The 16,360-nt window shown below is 33.5% G+C and carries 15 protein-coding genes and 1 tRNA gene; 2 read left to right on the plus strand and 14 right to left on the minus strand.

The genetic code is table 11. From position 1 onward, the window contains the following. Nucleotides 1–256 precede the first annotated feature (256 nt). From ABG79_RS06945 to spoIIE, 14 genes are all read right to left on the minus strand, one after another. A tRNA-Asn gene (locus ABG79_RS06945) sits at nt 257–331 on the minus strand. A 62-nt stretch (nt 332–393) separates the two neighbouring features. Next, the gene (locus tag ABG79_RS06950) at nt 394–1,440 is read right to left on the minus strand and encodes an HD-GYP domain-containing protein (protein WP_057978536.1); all 1,047 of its coding nucleotides are present in this window, start codon (nt 1,438–1,440) and stop codon (nt 394–396) included. Nucleotides 1,441–1,659: 219 nt separating this feature from the next. Next, the gene (lysS, locus tag ABG79_RS06955) at nt 1,660–3,186 is read right to left on the minus strand and encodes a lysine--tRNA ligase (RefSeq protein WP_057978538.1); all 1,527 of its coding nucleotides are present in this window, start codon (nt 3,184–3,186) and stop codon (nt 1,660–1,662) included. Nucleotides 3,187–3,199: 13 nt separating this feature from the next. Further along, entirely contained in the window at nt 3,200–3,685 is a 486-nt protein-coding gene (greA, locus tag ABG79_RS06960; protein ID WP_057978540.1) for a transcription elongation factor GreA, read from the minus strand. A gap of 217 nt (nt 3,686–3,902) precedes the next feature. Beyond that, complete coding sequence (locus ABG79_RS06965) at nt 3,903–4,673, minus strand: hypothetical protein (RefSeq protein WP_057978543.1); 771 nt, start codon at nt 4,671–4,673, stop codon at nt 3,903–3,905. Nucleotides 4,674–4,709: 36 nt separating this feature from the next. After that, the gene (locus ABG79_RS06970; RefSeq protein ID WP_057978545.1) at nt 4,710–5,633 is read right to left on the minus strand and encodes a hypothetical protein; all 924 of its coding nucleotides are present in this window, start codon (nt 5,631–5,633) and stop codon (nt 4,710–4,712) included. Nucleotides 5,634–5,642: 9 nt separating this feature from the next. Next, nucleotides 5,643–6,167 carry a helix-turn-helix domain-containing protein gene (locus ABG79_RS06975; protein WP_057978547.1) on the minus strand — a complete coding sequence of 175 codons (525 nt, stop codon included), beginning with the start codon at nt 6,165–6,167 and terminating at the stop codon, nt 5,643–5,645. A gap of 86 nt (nt 6,168–6,253) precedes the next feature. Next, on the minus strand, nt 6,254–7,219 hold the full coding sequence (gene dusB, locus ABG79_RS06980; RefSeq protein WP_057978549.1) for a tRNA dihydrouridine synthase DusB: 966 nt from the start codon (nt 7,217–7,219) through the stop codon (nt 6,254–6,256). Between the two features lie 4 nt (nt 7,220–7,223). Next, nucleotides 7,224–8,000, minus strand: coding sequence for a type III pantothenate kinase (locus ABG79_RS06985; RefSeq protein ID WP_057978550.1), 777 nt, complete (start codon nt 7,998–8,000; stop codon nt 7,224–7,226). A gap of 42 nt (nt 8,001–8,042) precedes the next feature. Continuing rightward, nucleotides 8,043–8,390, minus strand: a complete 348-nt coding sequence (locus tag ABG79_RS06990) for a cupin domain-containing protein (protein ID WP_057978553.1) — start codon at nt 8,388–8,390, stop codon at nt 8,043–8,045. A 95-nt stretch (nt 8,391–8,485) separates the two neighbouring features. After that, on the minus strand, nt 8,486–10,309 hold the full coding sequence (gene ftsH / locus ABG79_RS06995; protein WP_057978554.1) for an ATP-dependent zinc metalloprotease FtsH: 1,824 nt from the start codon (nt 10,307–10,309) through the stop codon (nt 8,486–8,488). A gap of 59 nt (nt 10,310–10,368) precedes the next feature. Beyond that, nucleotides 10,369–10,908 carry a hypoxanthine phosphoribosyltransferase gene (hpt, locus tag ABG79_RS07000; protein ID WP_057978556.1) on the minus strand — a complete coding sequence of 180 codons (540 nt, stop codon included), beginning with the start codon at nt 10,906–10,908 and terminating at the stop codon, nt 10,369–10,371. Nucleotides 10,909–10,911: 3 nt separating this feature from the next. Next, the gene (gene tilS / locus ABG79_RS07005) at nt 10,912–12,270 is read right to left on the minus strand and encodes a tRNA lysidine(34) synthetase TilS (RefSeq protein ID WP_057978558.1); all 1,359 of its coding nucleotides are present in this window, start codon (nt 12,268–12,270) and stop codon (nt 10,912–10,914) included. 123 nt (nt 12,271–12,393) lie between these two features. Then, complete coding sequence (spoIIE, locus tag ABG79_RS07010) at nt 12,394–14,742, minus strand: stage II sporulation protein E (protein ID WP_057978560.1); 2,349 nt, start codon at nt 14,740–14,742, stop codon at nt 12,394–12,396. Between the two features lie 728 nt (nt 14,743–15,470). On the opposite strand from spoIIE, the gene ABG79_RS12680 reads away from it, so the two are divergent. Then, the gene (locus ABG79_RS12680) at nt 15,471–15,713 is read left to right on the plus strand and encodes an ATP-binding protein (protein WP_341408726.1); all 243 of its coding nucleotides are present in this window, start codon (nt 15,471–15,473) and stop codon (nt 15,711–15,713) included. 159 nt (nt 15,714–15,872) lie between these two features. Further along, nucleotides 15,873–16,322, plus strand: coding sequence for a hypothetical protein (locus ABG79_RS07015; RefSeq protein WP_057978562.1), 450 nt, complete (start codon nt 15,873–15,875; stop codon nt 16,320–16,322). Nucleotides 16,323–16,360 lie beyond the last annotated feature (38 nt).

Here is a 16,360-nt window from a genome sequence, read left to right on the forward strand (position 1 = left end):
TTATCTGGCTGTTACTTAAAAAGTAACTTGGTCGCTTTTCCACTGTTCAGTTTTCAAAGGTCAAACAACGTTTATTATTTTATCAGGTTTATCTTCATCTGTCAACTACTTTTTTATTTATTTTTTCGTTGACCTCAAAGACAAGTATTATATTAACATAAGTTTTTTACTCTGTCAACATCTTTTTTTGTTTTTTCTTAAGGGGTCACCCCCAAAACTTAATCTTAAGTGCCTGGCACCTAAGCAAAAAATAAAATGGCTCCACGGAGAGGACTCGAACCTCCAACCCTCCGGTTAACAGCCGGATGCTCCACCATTGAGCTACCGTGGAACGATTACATAAAATATTATATCAGCTTTTTTAATAAAATCAAGTATTTTTTAAAAGGATTTTTAATTCTTTAAACTAACTATGTTAATATTCTTATTAGTCATAAGGTCAATCACTTCACTGTCTACCTTTACTATAGGAGTGTATATATTTCTTGGCGAAATAAAGGCAATTTCACCAACTCGCCCATCGCTTAAAACAACATTCATTCCTATACAATAACTTGCAATGTTTTGTAGAAAGGTTAGCATTATTTTAGTATCTAATTTAGTGTAACCTTCTATTTCAATAATCTTGAAAGCTTCAAAAGGTGTTGTCCTACCTTTATATACTCTTTCTTGAGTCAATGCGTCGTATATATCACATATTGCTATTATTTTTGCAAACAAAGAAATCTTATCACCTTTAACTTTTAAAGGATAGCCTGAGCCGTCTTCCTTTTCATGATGCAACAGTATTCCCTTTAAAACCTCCAGTGAAATTCTTCTGTCTTCCTTTGCTATTTCATAGCCATATTGAGAGTGTTTTTTCATTATTTCAAATTCGCCTCTATTTAAACTTCCTCTCTTATTCAATATCTCATCAGGTATTTTCGCCTTCCCTATATCGTGCATAACTGCAGCCTGTAATAATTCATTCAGCATACCTTCCTTCAACCCCAGCCACTTTCCAAGCAATAAACTATAAAGTGAAACATTAAGACAGTGATTGTATGTATATTGATTAAAGGCTTTTAATGTAGATAAAAGCTTTACAATATTATCCTTCTCATCAATATTTTTGACCAAATCATGTGTAATTTCAACGATTGAAGGATAATCTAATTTTTTTCCTATAGCCAAATCATTAATTATATCCTTTATCGTCTCTACCTTTTCCGAATAATCATTTGAAAGTTCCGCGAAGTGCAATTCTTTCTGACTAACGCTTTCTTCAAAATCTGAATATATATATATTCGCTCAATACCTAGATTTTCTAATTTATTAATAATAAACTCGTTTAAAACCGTTCCTTCCGTCAAAAGAGTTATTCCCGACTCCAATATTACATCATAGGCTAACTTATCGCCTATACAACAATCTGATACATTTATCTTAATTTTTTTCATAATCTCACCCTTTGCTCGGTAAGTTAAGACACATTGCTTAATTAAATAATTCTACAATTTTTTCTATTTTCCTGCAAACAAATATAATTTTTTACAACGCAAATTTTATTGGGCGTATTAATATACTTCACAGCAATAATAGAAGGCCCCATGATATGATTTATTGGTTTATCATATCATGAGGCCAACTAAGTTACATTATATATTCATTGAATTAATCTATTTTGTAGGTTTCATAGTTGGGAATAATATTACGTCCCTTATTGAATATGAATCAGTCAAGAACATAATAATTCTATCTACACCTATTCCAAGACCACCTGTTGGAGGCATGCCAATTTCAAGCGCATTAATAAAGTCATCGTCCATCATATATGCCTCATCATCCCCAAGTTCTCTTTCTCTTAATTGCTGTAGGAATCTTTCCTTCTGGTCAATTGGGTCGTTTAATTCTGAATATGCATTGGCAACTTCTCTACCAAAAACATAAGCCTCAAATCTTTCGGTAAACATTGGGTCGTCAGGCTTCTTCTTAGTCAATGGAGAAACTTCAACAGGGTAGTCCAATACGAATGTAGGTTGAATCAAATGCTTTTCTGCATGTGTTTCAAATATAGCTACAAGTATATCTCCCTTTGAACAATCCTTTAAGTCCTTTTTCAATTCATCCAAAACATTTAACTTCCTAGCAAGTTCTCTTGCTTCTTCGTCAGATTTGATAGAATCAAAATCTACATTAGCATACTTCTTAACTGCTTCCTTCATTGTCAATCTATTCCACGGTGGTTTAAAGTCTATTTCAGTTCCCTGATAGTTAACCTTTGTAGTTCCTAAAACTTCCATGCAAACATATGCTATTAGATTTTCAGTAAGCTCCATCATATCGTGATAATCTGCATATGCCTGATATAATTCAATCATGTTGAATTCTGGGTTGTGTCTTATATCTATACCTTCATTTCTGAAGTTCTTACCCATTTCATATACTCTTTCAAAACCACCAACGATAAGCCTCTTTAAGTAAAGTTCAGTTGCAATTCTTAAATACAAATCTATGTCCAATGCATTGCTATGTGTTATAAATGGTCTTGCTGCCGCACCGCTGGCAATTGGTGATAATACCGGAGTTTCAACTTCTATATAATCCCTTTCATCAAGGAACCTTCTGATGGCGCTGATAATCTTAGTTCTCTTGAAGAATGTTTCTCTAACATCCTGATTAACGATTAGGTCCACATATCTTTGTCTATATCTTAAATCTGGGTCTTTTAATCCATGCCACTTTTCTGGAAGTGGTCTTAGTGCTTTTGTAAGCAGTGTGAAATCTTTTACATGTATAGAAATTTCACCAGTCTTTGTCTTAAATACTGTTCCTTCAACACCTATTATGTCACCAATATCAAGTGACTTAAATGCCTTTAATTTTTCTTCACCAACATCATCTATTTTAACGTATAGTTGCAGTTTGCCATATCTGTCGTTGATGTCCGAGAATCCTGCTTTTCCATGAATTCTCTTTGTCATAAGCCTTCCTGCAACCTTTACATCCTTGCCCTCTAATACGTCGTAGTCTTCCTTTACCTGTTTTGAAGTATGTGTTCTGTCGTATTTAGTTATCAGGAATGGGTCCTGTCCCTTTTCCCTTAACTCTTCAAGCTTAAGTAGTCTTTGCTTCATAAGCTCGTTGTATTCCTCTTCAAGCTGTTGTAATTCCTGTTGATTGAGTTCTTCATTAGTGTTCGCCATAATTCACCCTCCATTAATGTCTTCTTATTTCTAATATTTCAAAAGATTCAACTCCATCTGGGACTTGAATCTCAACCTTCTCACCAACTTTTTTACCAAGAAGTCCTCTTCCAATCGGAGCTTCATTTGAAATCTTCATCTTCTTTGGGTCTGCTTCTGCTGAACCTACTATCATAAATTCCATTTCATCTCCGTATTGCAAATCCTTAACCTTTACAGTAGAACCGATTGAAACAACTTCTGTATTTATGTCCTCTTCATCTATTATTCTTGCATTCTTTAGCATATTTTCAAGAGTTGCAATTCTTCCTTCTACAAACGCCTGCTCATTTTTAGCTTCGTCGTATTCTGAGTTTTCACTTAAATCTCCAAATGAAATTGCAGTCTTAATTTTTTGAGAAACTTCTTTTCTTTTTACCGTCTTAAGATATTCTAATTCTTCTTCTATCTTTTTTACTCCTTCGTATGTCAAAATCACCTGTTTGTTGTTTTCTCCCATAATTACTCTCCCCTCTTGTTTTAAAAAAGATTTAAGGATTTATTGATATTATATGCATAAATTATACAAACAAGCACTATAAAGGGACCTTTATAGTGCTTGTTTTATTTCCATTATATCGTATTATAAAACACACATATAGCACTGTCAACTATTTTGATATATTTATTATAAACAAAATTTAATATATTATACCAGCATATACAATTTTTCTACATCACAGTGTCAAAACAGTATTCCCATTTGAAATAAATCTTACTATCCTAAAACCTTCTTTCTCGGCCATTTGCCAGTTCTTTTCATAATCATATACATTCAGGTATCCTAGTGCAAATATCGGCTTAAAAAATTCCTCATAATTTAAAGTAATATCAACGTCTTCAAAACAGTAATCATAGTGTTCATTTATTCTGCAAAGCGAAAGTGCAGGCTTTTTGGATTTCAATAAACCTATATACTTTTCGTCTGTGATAATCATAGCATCACAAATTTTTTCGGTATACACTATATCCTCTACAACTGCTACTGATGTCCCATATTTATAATAAGCAAACTCAGCTTCCTTTTCTAAATTATTTTTATTATTTGTAAGCAGAACTATTCTTCTTGCAAATGGCAACAGATTATAAAAGCAGAGCTTTCCAATTAAATTATCTGCGTCTGCTATTAGTATTTCATTAAGCCTTAAGTCGCACTTTAATTTAACTGTAAATATATCAAGCGCCCTAATTAAATAAGTAGAATAAAATTTAATATCGAAATTAATATCATAATCCCTCGACAGAACAATATTGTTTCTTTTGTTAAAATTAACTATTAAACTTAGTTTAATTCTTTCTAATCCCTCAGGTATTTTGACTAAAGCTGCCTCAACATTTTTTAACTTAAAATTATTTTCTTTGAATGGAAGCAATAATTTGTGTAAAATATTATTGCTTTTAGCTAAATCCTTTTCACCAACTCTTTCAATGACCAACACATTTTTCAAAAGTAACACCCTAATATTGCTTCAATAAATTATATGTTACTCATTTGCGACTAATTCTTTTTCATCCAAGTATAGTATTCTTGGTTTAAATTCTAATTTATCGAGCATATTCTCATAATCTTGAGGAATTATGTCCTCAACCTTCTTATTTATAATAGAAACTAACAGCGCCTCCATTACATTGGTTCCAAATGACCTTCCTTCAAATTCTGGAGTCGTAGTAATGAGCATTCTGACACCCATACTTTTTAGCTCATCAATATCTCTGCTAGTTACAGTATTTGTAATAATAATCTTGCCATCTAATCTTTCAGGCATATATTTTTTAATAAATAAATAATCCCCGGCTATTATTTCAGCCTCATTAAAATATTTTTCATGCTTTGGAGTTCTTTCATCCTGCTTTTTACCTGTTGGATAAAGCATTTCAAAAGGCATTCTTACTACAATAGGCATCAAAATCTTTGCAGCAGCGTAGAATGTTTTAAACGATTTTAGTGGTATTGGTATGTCTAATGTAAACATTAAATCTCCAATAATAAGTTCAGCACCAACTTCGTTTAGAGTTTGTGCCATGCCAAACCTGTCTGCTGCACTAACCATTAAAACCTTTTTACCCTTTAAGTTTATAACACTATCGTTTATGTGTTTAATAACCTTTCTCTCAAGCGTATTTTTAAGCCCCGAGCCATCAACTATAGGTGTTGTTTTTGCAGCTTCCTTTATCTTAACTGCATCCTTTATCTCATATCTTTTATCGTCAGCATAAACATACAGGTCAATGCCGCCCATTCCAAAAGCATCAACTTTTCCATCCATCTCCTTTATTAATTCAATAACCTTTTCTAAATCTCCATCGGTCCCTATTCTTTCGACAACAAATTTTTCACCCAAAAGTTCAGCTTCGGCCCTGTGGTTTCTGCTTGAAGAACCAAGACTAACAGACACGATTCTTTTCATTTTATCACCTCAGCCCTTGATAGTCTCAATTATTTTTAAAACACTATCGACATCTACCTCAACATCATTTTTTAATGGCGATTTTCCTATGTCAATCGTATAAACGTGGGCATCCAAAAGGTCGGCTAAAAGTTTAGACCTAAAGTTTGAAGCAAGTATAATGCAATGTTGATATTTTCTAACCCTCGATACAATCTCTAAAAGTTCGTTGACAAGTTGAGTTGCGTTTTGTTCCTTAACAAAATTTTGTCTTTCTTCTTCGGTTAAAATAAACACATAGTCAACTCCAGCTTCTCTTAGTTTTTCTTCAAGTTCCCTTTTGTTTGCAATCGGGAATCCAACAACAGCTATATCGCCTCCCTTTCTAACTTCACCGATGCTCTCAAGTCTCGAAATAAATGTTCTGTCTATGTTTAATATTTTAGCAACTTCCTGCTGCGAGTATCCCTTACACCTTAATTCAAGTATCTTATCAATTGCGTCGTTGATTTTATTTATACTTATTACCTTATCCCCAACTCTTACATAATCCATCCTATCCCCCCTGTGCACTATTTGTGCTCAATTACATTTTATACCTGTTATGGATTTTTTTCAATAAAAAAGGATGCATAAGCATCCTAAATTAGTGTTTCCATATATTTTTTTAACAATTCCTCTATTTCTATTCTGTTATCCATTTTGTTTATCATGTCCTTTACATGAGTGGAATTTTTAAGTCCCTTTAAATACCACGCTATATGCTTTCTCATTTCAATTATTCCCTGTCTACCTTTAAATTCATCAGCCATTCTAAGATGTTTCAAAATAACTTCAAACTTTTCTTCAATGGATATTTCAGGCAACACTTCACCTGTTTCAATATAGTGATTTATCCTTTTAAAAATCCATGGATTGCCCAATGCTCCTCTACCAATCAAAATTGCATCTACACCCGTTGTCTTAAAAAGCTGCTCTGCGCTTTTTTCATCGACCACATCACCATTGCCTATAACAGGAATGGCGACTGATTCCTTAACTTTTCTTATGATATCCCAATCAGCTCTGCCTTCATACATCTGTTCACGCGTTCTGCCATGAACTGCTATAAAGCTGGCTCCGGCGTCCTCCATCATCTTTGCAAATTCAACTGCATTTATATTAGCCTCGTCCCAGCCCTTTCTAAATTTGACCGACACGGGTTTTGAAGACATATTAACAACATTTTTAACAATATTATACGCGAGTGTTGGATTTTTCATAAGAGCACTGCCTTCACCGTTTTTAACAATTTTAGGCGCAGGACATCCCATGTTTATATCTATGGATACTACATTTGAGTTTTGGCTAACCACTTCAGCCATTTGCCCCATAATTTCTGGTTCGCTTCCAAAAAGCTGAACTATCACTGGAGCTTCCTTTTCATCTATATCAAGCAAGAAATTTGTTTTTTTACTTCCATAGAATAGTCCCTTAGAGCTTACCATTTCGGTATAGACCATTCCACACCCATATTCTTTGCATATTATTCTAAACGCCTTATCCGTTACCCCTGCCATTGGTGCTAAAAAGACATCATTATTTGTTGTATAGTTTCCTATTTTCATAAAATCACCTGTTTTTTTCGTAAATTATCCTTAGACCTTCCAAAGTCAATATAGGATTGACTTCTTTTATTGTAGAACTTTCCGGAGCAATTAGCTTTGCAAGTCCACCTGTAGCAACCACATAAGGTTCGCTTTCACCTAATTTTATCATCTCATCCTTCATTTTGCCAACTATATAGTCAACCAATCCTACATAACCGTATATAATTCCTGCCTGCATGCTATTTACAGTGTTTTTGCATATTACACTACTTGGTTTAACAAGTTCAATCCTCGGGAGCTTTGCAGCCTTTTCAAAAAGCGCATCGCTTGAGATTTTAATCCCTGGAGCAATAGCACCGCCATAATATTCTCCCTTTTCTCCGACTGCACAAAATGTCGTTGCAGTTCCAAAGTCGACTATAACAAGAGGTCTTTTATATATTTCAAGTGCTGCAACAGCGTTAACTATCCTATCAGCACCAACTTCCTTTGGATTATCATATTTTATATTTATACCTGTCTTAACCCCGGGTCCTACCACGAGGGGCTCAACCTCAAAATATTTTCTAATCATATGCTCTAAAGAGTACATTATATTTGGAACAACAGATGAAACAACAACTGCATCAACCTTTTTATAATCAAAACCTGACTTTTCAAATAAATTTATAACTATAATTCCATATTCATCAGATGTTCTTGGAGGATTTGTAGACATTCTCCAAACATCTAATAATTTCTTTCCATCATAAGCTCCGACTACTATATTAGTATTTCCTACGTCAAAAACTAAAATCATATTTACCTCCTCTTAAAACAAGGCAGGCCAAAGCCTGCCATTTTATTTATCCCCTTCTTCAGGAACTATGCAGATAAAAACTAATTTATCGTCTCCAGTATTCATAAATTGATGAAGTGCTTCAGCTGGAACATATGCAAAGGAACCCTTTTTTATTTCATAGTCCTTTCCTTCGATATGCAGTGTTCCATTTCCTTCTAATATATAATTTATATGCGGCCAAGGGTGTGTATGTCTTGGTGTATAGCCACCCTTTCCTATTTCAAAAACTCTCATAACATGACCTTGCCAACCTTCGTTCGGTGTGATTAAAACCTTTTTAACGGCATCCTTAACATACTCGTTGTTGATTTCAATCCCCTTAACCTCGTCGATATGAGATACTATCATCATTAACACCCCTTTTAGTTTTCTACCAATAATATACTACTTTTAATAGACTAATTCAACTAAAATATAAAAGAAAACCTCGGTAAAACCGAGGCTTATGCTTCTGAGAATATAGTTTCAAATTCTTGTGCTTCAAGCTTTTCTTTTTCAAGTAGAGCTTCTGCAACCTTGTGAAGTTTTGATATATTTTGCTTTAGAAGTTCTTCAGCTCTATTATATCCAGATTCTATTATTCTCTTAATTTCTTTATCTATTATAGCTGCAACTTCTTCGCTGTAGTTTCTTGTCTTTGCAAAATCTCTACCAAGGAATACTTCATCGTGTCCAGTTCCAAACTCAATTGGTCCAAGTATTTCACTCATTCCGTATTCCATAACCATTTTTCTTGCGATATTAGTTGCTCTTTCAATATCGTTCTTTGCACCTGTTGATATATCGTTAAGAATTAACTTTTCAGCAACTCTACCGCCTAAAAGACTTACAATTTCTTCTTCAAGCTCAGTCTTTGAAGCGTAATGCTTATCCTCCTGTGGCAGCGCAAGAGTATATCCACCTGCTCTTCCTCTTGGAATTATGCTTATCTGGTGCACTGGGTCAGTATTAGGTAAAAGCTTCATTACAACTGCATGACCTGCTTCGTGGTAAGCAGTAAGCTTTCTTTCTCTTTCGTTCATTATTCTGCTCTTTTTCTCTGGCCCTGCAATTACTCTTGTTATAGCTTCTTCAAGCTCATCCATTCCAATTAGCTTTTTGCCGTTTCTAACTGTTAGCAATGCAGCTTCGTTCATAAGATTTTCTAAATCTGCACCAGTGAATCCTGGTGTTCTCTTTGCAATTATTGAAAGGTCAACGCCTTCGTCAAGTGGTTTATTTCTTGCATGAACCTTTAATATTTCTTCTCTTCCCTTAACGTCCGGTGTATTGACAACTATTTGTCTGTCAAATCTACCCGGTCTTAAAAGGGCAGGGTCGAGTATATCAGGTCTGTTTGTCGCAGCGAGGACAATAATACCCTCATTTGTTCCAAAGCCGTCCATCTCAACAAGAAGCTGATTCAATGTCTGCTCCCTTTCATCATGTCCACCACCAAGACCTGCTCCTCTTTGTCTACCAACAGCATCTATTTCATCTATAAATACAATACATGGTGAATTCTTCTTAGCGTTGTCAAATAGGTCTCTAACTCTTGATGCACCGACACCAACAAACATTTCAACGAAGTCAGAACCGCTTATGCTAAAGAAAGGAACCCCTGCTTCACCTGCAACAGCCTTAGCAAGAAGAGTTTTACCTGTTCCTGGAGGTCCAACTAAAAGAATACCCTTTGGAATTCTTGCCCCCATTTCAATATACTTTCTTGGATTCTTTAAAAAGTCAACAACTTCTTGAAGTTCTTGCTTTTCTTCGTCAGCACCAGCAACATCTTCAAATGTCACCCTCTTCTTTTCGTTGTTAACGAGTTTTGCTCTGCTCTTTCCGAAGTTCATAACTCCTTTTCCGCCACCGCCGCCTTGTGCCTGCTGCAGGAATATAAACCAGATTGCAACAAGCATAATTATCATTATTATATTAGGCAGTGCCGATACCCAGAATGGGAATTTTGAAGGCGGCACAAACTTCAACTGTATCTTTTCAGCGTGAGTTTTGTTATAGTCGTTGATATATTTTTCAAACTCGCTTGTATTTATATTTACAGTGGATGAAAAATTAGTTCCATCCTTAAATTCACCAGTTGCACTACCGGTATCAGTATCGATATATATGCTCTTTACATTTCCCCTGTCGATTTCGTTTATAAGGTTAGTATAGGTTATATCAACTTTTTTAGTTGTTCCACCATCGATTAAAGTCATTGCAAAGAAAAATGCCATTATTATAAGCAGCCAAGCGCTTGCGCTCTTAAGAAAATTCTTGTTCATTTTAGGCCCCCCTTTCAGCGAATCCTTTTATTCCATAATATTTTAATATACACGATTGTTTACTTTTTGTAAACATCTTCTTTTAAAACACCTATATAAGGTAAATTTCTATACTTTTCTGCAAAGTCAAGTCCATAGCCTACAACGAAAGCGTCTGGAATTCTAAAACCAACATAATCCCCTTCAATATCAACTTTTCTTCTTGCAGGCTTATCTAAAAGACAGCAAATTTTTAAACTCCTTGGATTCCTTGCCTTTAGATATTCATACAAATATTTTAGAGTAGTTCCAGTATCTATTATATCCTCTGCTATTATAACATCCTTTCCTTCAATATCAAAATCAAGGTCTTTTAATATTCTAACAACTCCTGAAGTTTCAGAGGATGTTCCATAACTTGAAACAGCCATAAAATCCATTGTTACATTAATGTTCATAGCCCTCATCAAATCTGCTACGAAAATAACAGAACCTTTTAAAACTCCAATCAATATTAAATCTCCATTTGGGAAATCGTTTCTAATTTCTTCTGCGAGCTCCTTTACTCTTTTACCTATTTCTTCTTCGCTTAGCAATACCCTTTCAATTGCGCTATCCATTACTTAACCCCTTTCGATTTTAATTTTTAATACTCTTTTAGTATTATTATCTATTTTATAATTTTTAGTATCTCTAATATTATATGCCCACAAAATTTCATTATTAATTGCAATAAGAGGTATCCTGTCCCTTTCATCCTTTTGAATTTTTTTATCAATGAATAAATCCTTCAGTTTTTTTCTTCCATTCATCCCCTTTGGATATATAAAATCCCCTTCCCTTCTATTTCTAAGTAAAATGTCACCTTTAATTTTATCATAATCAAAAAATTTAATAAACTGTGTTTCTATTAAATTTTCATTAATTTCAATAATTTCTGCAACTACCTTAATTTTAAATTCACTTGAATAAATTTCTCCAGGTATTTCTAATTTATACTCCACCTCATCTTTATTTTCACTTATCTTTATTCTAAACCTTCCATAACTTATTTCTCCAACTAATCCCTTTGGAAGTATTACTGATTTACCAGTCTCATTTCTCTGAATTAAATTTAAGCACTCTTCAATATGGATGTTTTCTATAGCATTTAAATCTCCCTTTACCTCTTTAATCATATGCCTTATTATTCTTCTTTTTAAAGCAATATGTAAATTTAAGAAACTATCAATTTCAATCCATCCATCCCTGTTTAGCCTTTTGAACTCATTTATTGATTGAGTTTCCATATACCCTTCTTCATCTCTGAATATATCTGCCATTCTAAACAAACTATCGATTATATTTTCATTAATGTTTTCTTTAATATAAGGCATGAGCTGCAGCCTTACTTTATTTCTTAAATATATTGCCTCTTCATTTGTGCTGTCTATAACAGGGTTTAGAGCATTTTCAATACAATATTTTTCAATCTCTTCTCTCGTGCAAATAAGAATAGGTCTTATTATATTATCCCTAACAGGGCTAATTCCAGAAATGCCCTTGAGCCCTGCCCCCCTTAAAAATTTCATAATTACAGTTTCAGCTTGGTCATTTTTGTTGTGCGCAAGTGCAATTTTGTTTGCTCCAACTTTCCTTAAGACCATGTCAAAGCTATCATACCTTGCAACTCTGCCTGCCTCTTCAGACGACAGTCCCATTTCCTTTGCCATTTTCAGAACATCTATTCTAAAGGAATAAAATGGTATGTTAAATCTTTTGCAAAACTTCCTTGAAAACTCTTCATCCCTCGATGCTTCTTCGCCTCTTATCATATGGTTTATGTGAACTGCAAATATTTCAATATTCAACTCTTCTTTTAATCTGTCCAATACATGCAAAAGCGCAGTTGAATCCGGCCCTCCCGAGAATCCAACTACTATTTTATCTCCACACTCTATCATTTTGTTTTTCTTAATAAATCCTAAAACCTTGTCAATCATATCATCACCTGATTTCTTTTTTCTTCTAATATACCAAACTATTCAATTTTTAACAACAAAAAAGAGAACCCTAAGGCTCTCATTTCAAGCTTAAATTGTCAAACAATTCAAGAACTCAAGAAATCAAGTGAATGTCACCATCCATATTTTTGCTGCTATTACTGTTATGTCGTCCTTTAATTCATCCCCATACTTTTCCTTTGTTTTTTCTAATATGTAGTCTGCAATATCCTTTGGATTGCCGCTGCTGTATTCTCTTAGTAATTTTGACACCCATTTGTCCTTCAATTCGCTATCTGCATCGGTTACACCGTCAGAAACCATAACAATTATATCGCCATTTTTAAATTCCACTATCTCGCTTTCAACTTCTATTTCATCCATTACCCCAATAGGCAGACTCTTGTTGTTAATAATTGAAACATCGCGTCCTGATTTAATAAAAGTTGAAGCTGCACCTATTTTTATAAATTCCCCAACTCCTTCGTATAGGTCTATTATTCCTAAATCAACTGTTGCAAAGCTCTCGGAGTCGTTCTTAAGAAGAAGTATTGAGTTTATTGCCTTCATAGTAGTATTTCTATCAAAACCAGCCTCCATAAATTTTTCAAGCAGAGTAATGGTGGTATTGCTCTCCATTGCTGCTTCAAAACCGCTTCCCATTCCATCGGATATGGACAAAATATATCTTCCTGGTGCAACATTACCAAAATAATAGCTATCGCCGCTCAAATCTTCCTTTGAAGCCCTTGCAACTGCAGCAGCTACCCCATAGTTTTCAGCTTCTATTAATTTATACTGACAAATTTTGTTTCCTTCATCTATTCTGCACATGGAATTTTCTCTTATCATCCTTCTGTTTAAAACATCTGAAACAATCCTTGAAACTTCAGAATTACAAGATACTCTCCCTGTGCACGGCGTTCCATAAATAGTAACCTCATATTTGTTTGCTGAATTTTTAGTTACTAATACATCATTAAATTTAATTCCCCTTGATTCAAGTTCGACTGCTATCTCTGCCTCAATTTCACTCTTAAACTCAACAGATTTAGTCACATCCTTTATTAAATCAGAAACAACAACTGAGATTCCCCTTATTTGTTCAGCTAAAATCTTCTTTGAGTTAACAAGTTTTTTGCTCCATCTGCTGTTTATTCTCATAATCTCCATTTCAAAATTGATTTGCTTTATTAGTTCATGAAGCTTCGAACACTTCAATTTAAAATTATCTGGAACATTTTTAAATTCCAGCCTACCATTTTTCTCGGAAGTTCTTAGCAGATCAAAGAAAGTCTCATAGGTTATATACGTCTCCCTGCTCCAGCAAAACGCCCTCGAACCACAATTTGCACAAACTCTATTTGCAACCTTCTCAATTACTCCCTTTATTTCATTATTTTTAGAAAGTCCGTGCTCATATTTTTCATTTAGCATTCCCGAAAGACTGTTTAATGATTTTGAAATTGCATCAAGCTTAATATTTATATAATCCTTTATTCTTTCCATGTATAAATTTTGCTGTGCGTCTTTTTTCTTATCAACATCAAAGTATAGGTTGATTTTTTCATATATAGAGGAAGGTATAACCACAAATACAAGTGAAGGAATAAACATATTAATCATCATCGAGGATAAAACATCCAGTTTGTTTGAGTAGAGTATAAGTATTCCTGCTGAAATAAACATAGATGATGCTGTAAGAATTCTTCCCATGTCCCTGAAGGCCCCTGCAATCAAGCCACTAAATCCATAAATGCCTAAAATATAAGGTGTAAAATTATCTGTAAAATTTGAAACAAATCCAAACAATATTCCTGCTGCTGCAGCTGATTGAGAACCCCTAAGGTATGCAATAGCAATAACTATTAAAAATGCTAGAGAAGATTTTAGAGAAAAATATTTGTAGCCAATATCCCAAATACCTGCGAAAGAAATAGCAAAAATCAGTATTATGCTAACTATCTCTTCCCTAATTAAATCTATTTTCTTGTTTGATAAGAATGCTGAAATTCCATGATTGAATATGTAAGCTGAGGATACAAGTATGAATGTTTCGAATAAAACTATAACAAAATCATATAATGCCAGATTTTTTAATATAAATTTATGCGTGTATACCGATAATGCTATGTTCAAAATCGAAGCAATAACTGCAAGATTAATAAATTTACTCTTGCCTCTCTTTATTAAACTATACAGAATCACTATTGCCGATAGTAAAATATGCTCTCTTGCAATCAACAAATCCACCTGAGTCAGATAGCCAAGTATGACAAATATCCCCGCCAGAAGAGTATATTCTCTTTCAAGCAATAATGCAGCTGCAATAAGCAGCGAGATTCCAAATGGCATTATCTCGTTTAACAATACTACCCTTGAAACTAAAAATAGCGCTGCAAACAAAGCCAAATGCCTTAACGTAAATTTTTCCTTTCTTGAAACTTTTACATCTATCCCTCTCTCCAACATAAAACCACCCCACATCATTAATGTGAGGTTATTATATCAAATATATGTTGAATAATTTGTCATTATTACAATTTTTCCCAGAAAATTTATAGACAATTAAAGCTATTTTTTTAAGATTTAAAATATTATTCGACTGAAGATTTTAGAATAAAATTTTCTCATCTTAGCATTGCTACTGAAAATTCTTAGCCGCAGTTTTACGACATCATGAATTTTTTTGACATTGTTCCATAATGTCCCTCCGGCTAAAATATAAAGTTCTATTAAAACATTCGATATTGAATTAATATACCCTTTGAATAATATTTCTTATACTTAAATTTTCTACACATTTACCAAAATTCCTTCAATTCTTATTATATTTGTTTCTGTCTACAACCCATGGCATTCCATACTCATCCTCAAATAGACAAAATAGTCCAAACTAGGATGCATTGACTTAGAATTTTCAAGAAAGCGGACTTTTAACTCCAAAGTAGTGCAAGGAAAATGGGATAAAGCTTTCTCAATAGTGTTTGAAATATTTATTTGAAACTATGCCTAACGTTGATATTACAAAAGGAAAAGCTAAACAAATCGCTTCCATGGTCAAATAAACTACCAGACAAATTCAAACCCTAACTGAAGTAAAAGGTCGCATTAAAATGCAGCTTTTTTGTAAAGGTGGTCCCGTTTTGACTCTTATAATTAATCGAATATATTCTTCAGACCTTGTCATTATTGATTAAATTGGGTATCTTCCAATTTCACATGAAGAAGCAAATATATTTTTTCAATTAGTCTCAAATCTACATGAACAAACATCAATAATTATCACGTCTAACAAAGGGTTTGAAGAATGGACCGAACTTTTGCAGGATGTTGCCCTAACAGCAACTATATTAGACAGGCTAACCTATAGATGTGAGATTTTTAATATGACAGGTAAGAGTTACAGATTGGAAAACAGGAAGTCATTTTTTAATGATTAAATGGAAAAATTTCGGGATAAAAAACTTCCGAAATTTCTCCAAAAGTACTTGCCGGTTACAGCCTTGCTATGCTGGGCATGTTTTTTTAATAAAATTAAATACAAAAAATGCAAAAAATATTATATAATAGAACTAAATACATAGATTGGAGTTGGGATGATGATAAAAAGAATACTTTTATTATTTATTATTTTACTTTCTAATTATTTTGTTGTTGCATTTAGTCCAAAACCACATCAAATATCAGGTAATGGCATAGTCCCATTAGTGCCCGTGTTTGTTATAACTTCAACAATAGCTACGTTTATGTTTGCAATAGACTTTGCAAGAAATTTCTTTAAGCTGACATATAATTATAAAACAAGTTATAAATTTATGATTTTAATATCATCAATCATTATTACGATGATACTTTTTAATAGGGGAATAGGCAAATTTTTTTCATTATATTACACTTTACGAAGAACTTATACCCAATATATAATACCACTACCATATAGAATATGGGAATTTTGGATAGGAGGTTTATTTATTGTCATTTTTATAGCAAGCTATATTTCAATAATAAGCGTTCAGATGAAAAAACATATTGACAAAATACCAAAATAGTAAAATAATGGTAATAAGATAAATTTTGTTATTAAGGA

Origin of the sequence: Caloramator mitchellensis, assembly GCF_001440545.1 — a bacterium.
Lineage (GTDB): Bacteria > Bacillota > Clostridia > Clostridiales > Caloramatoraceae > Caloramator > Caloramator mitchellensis.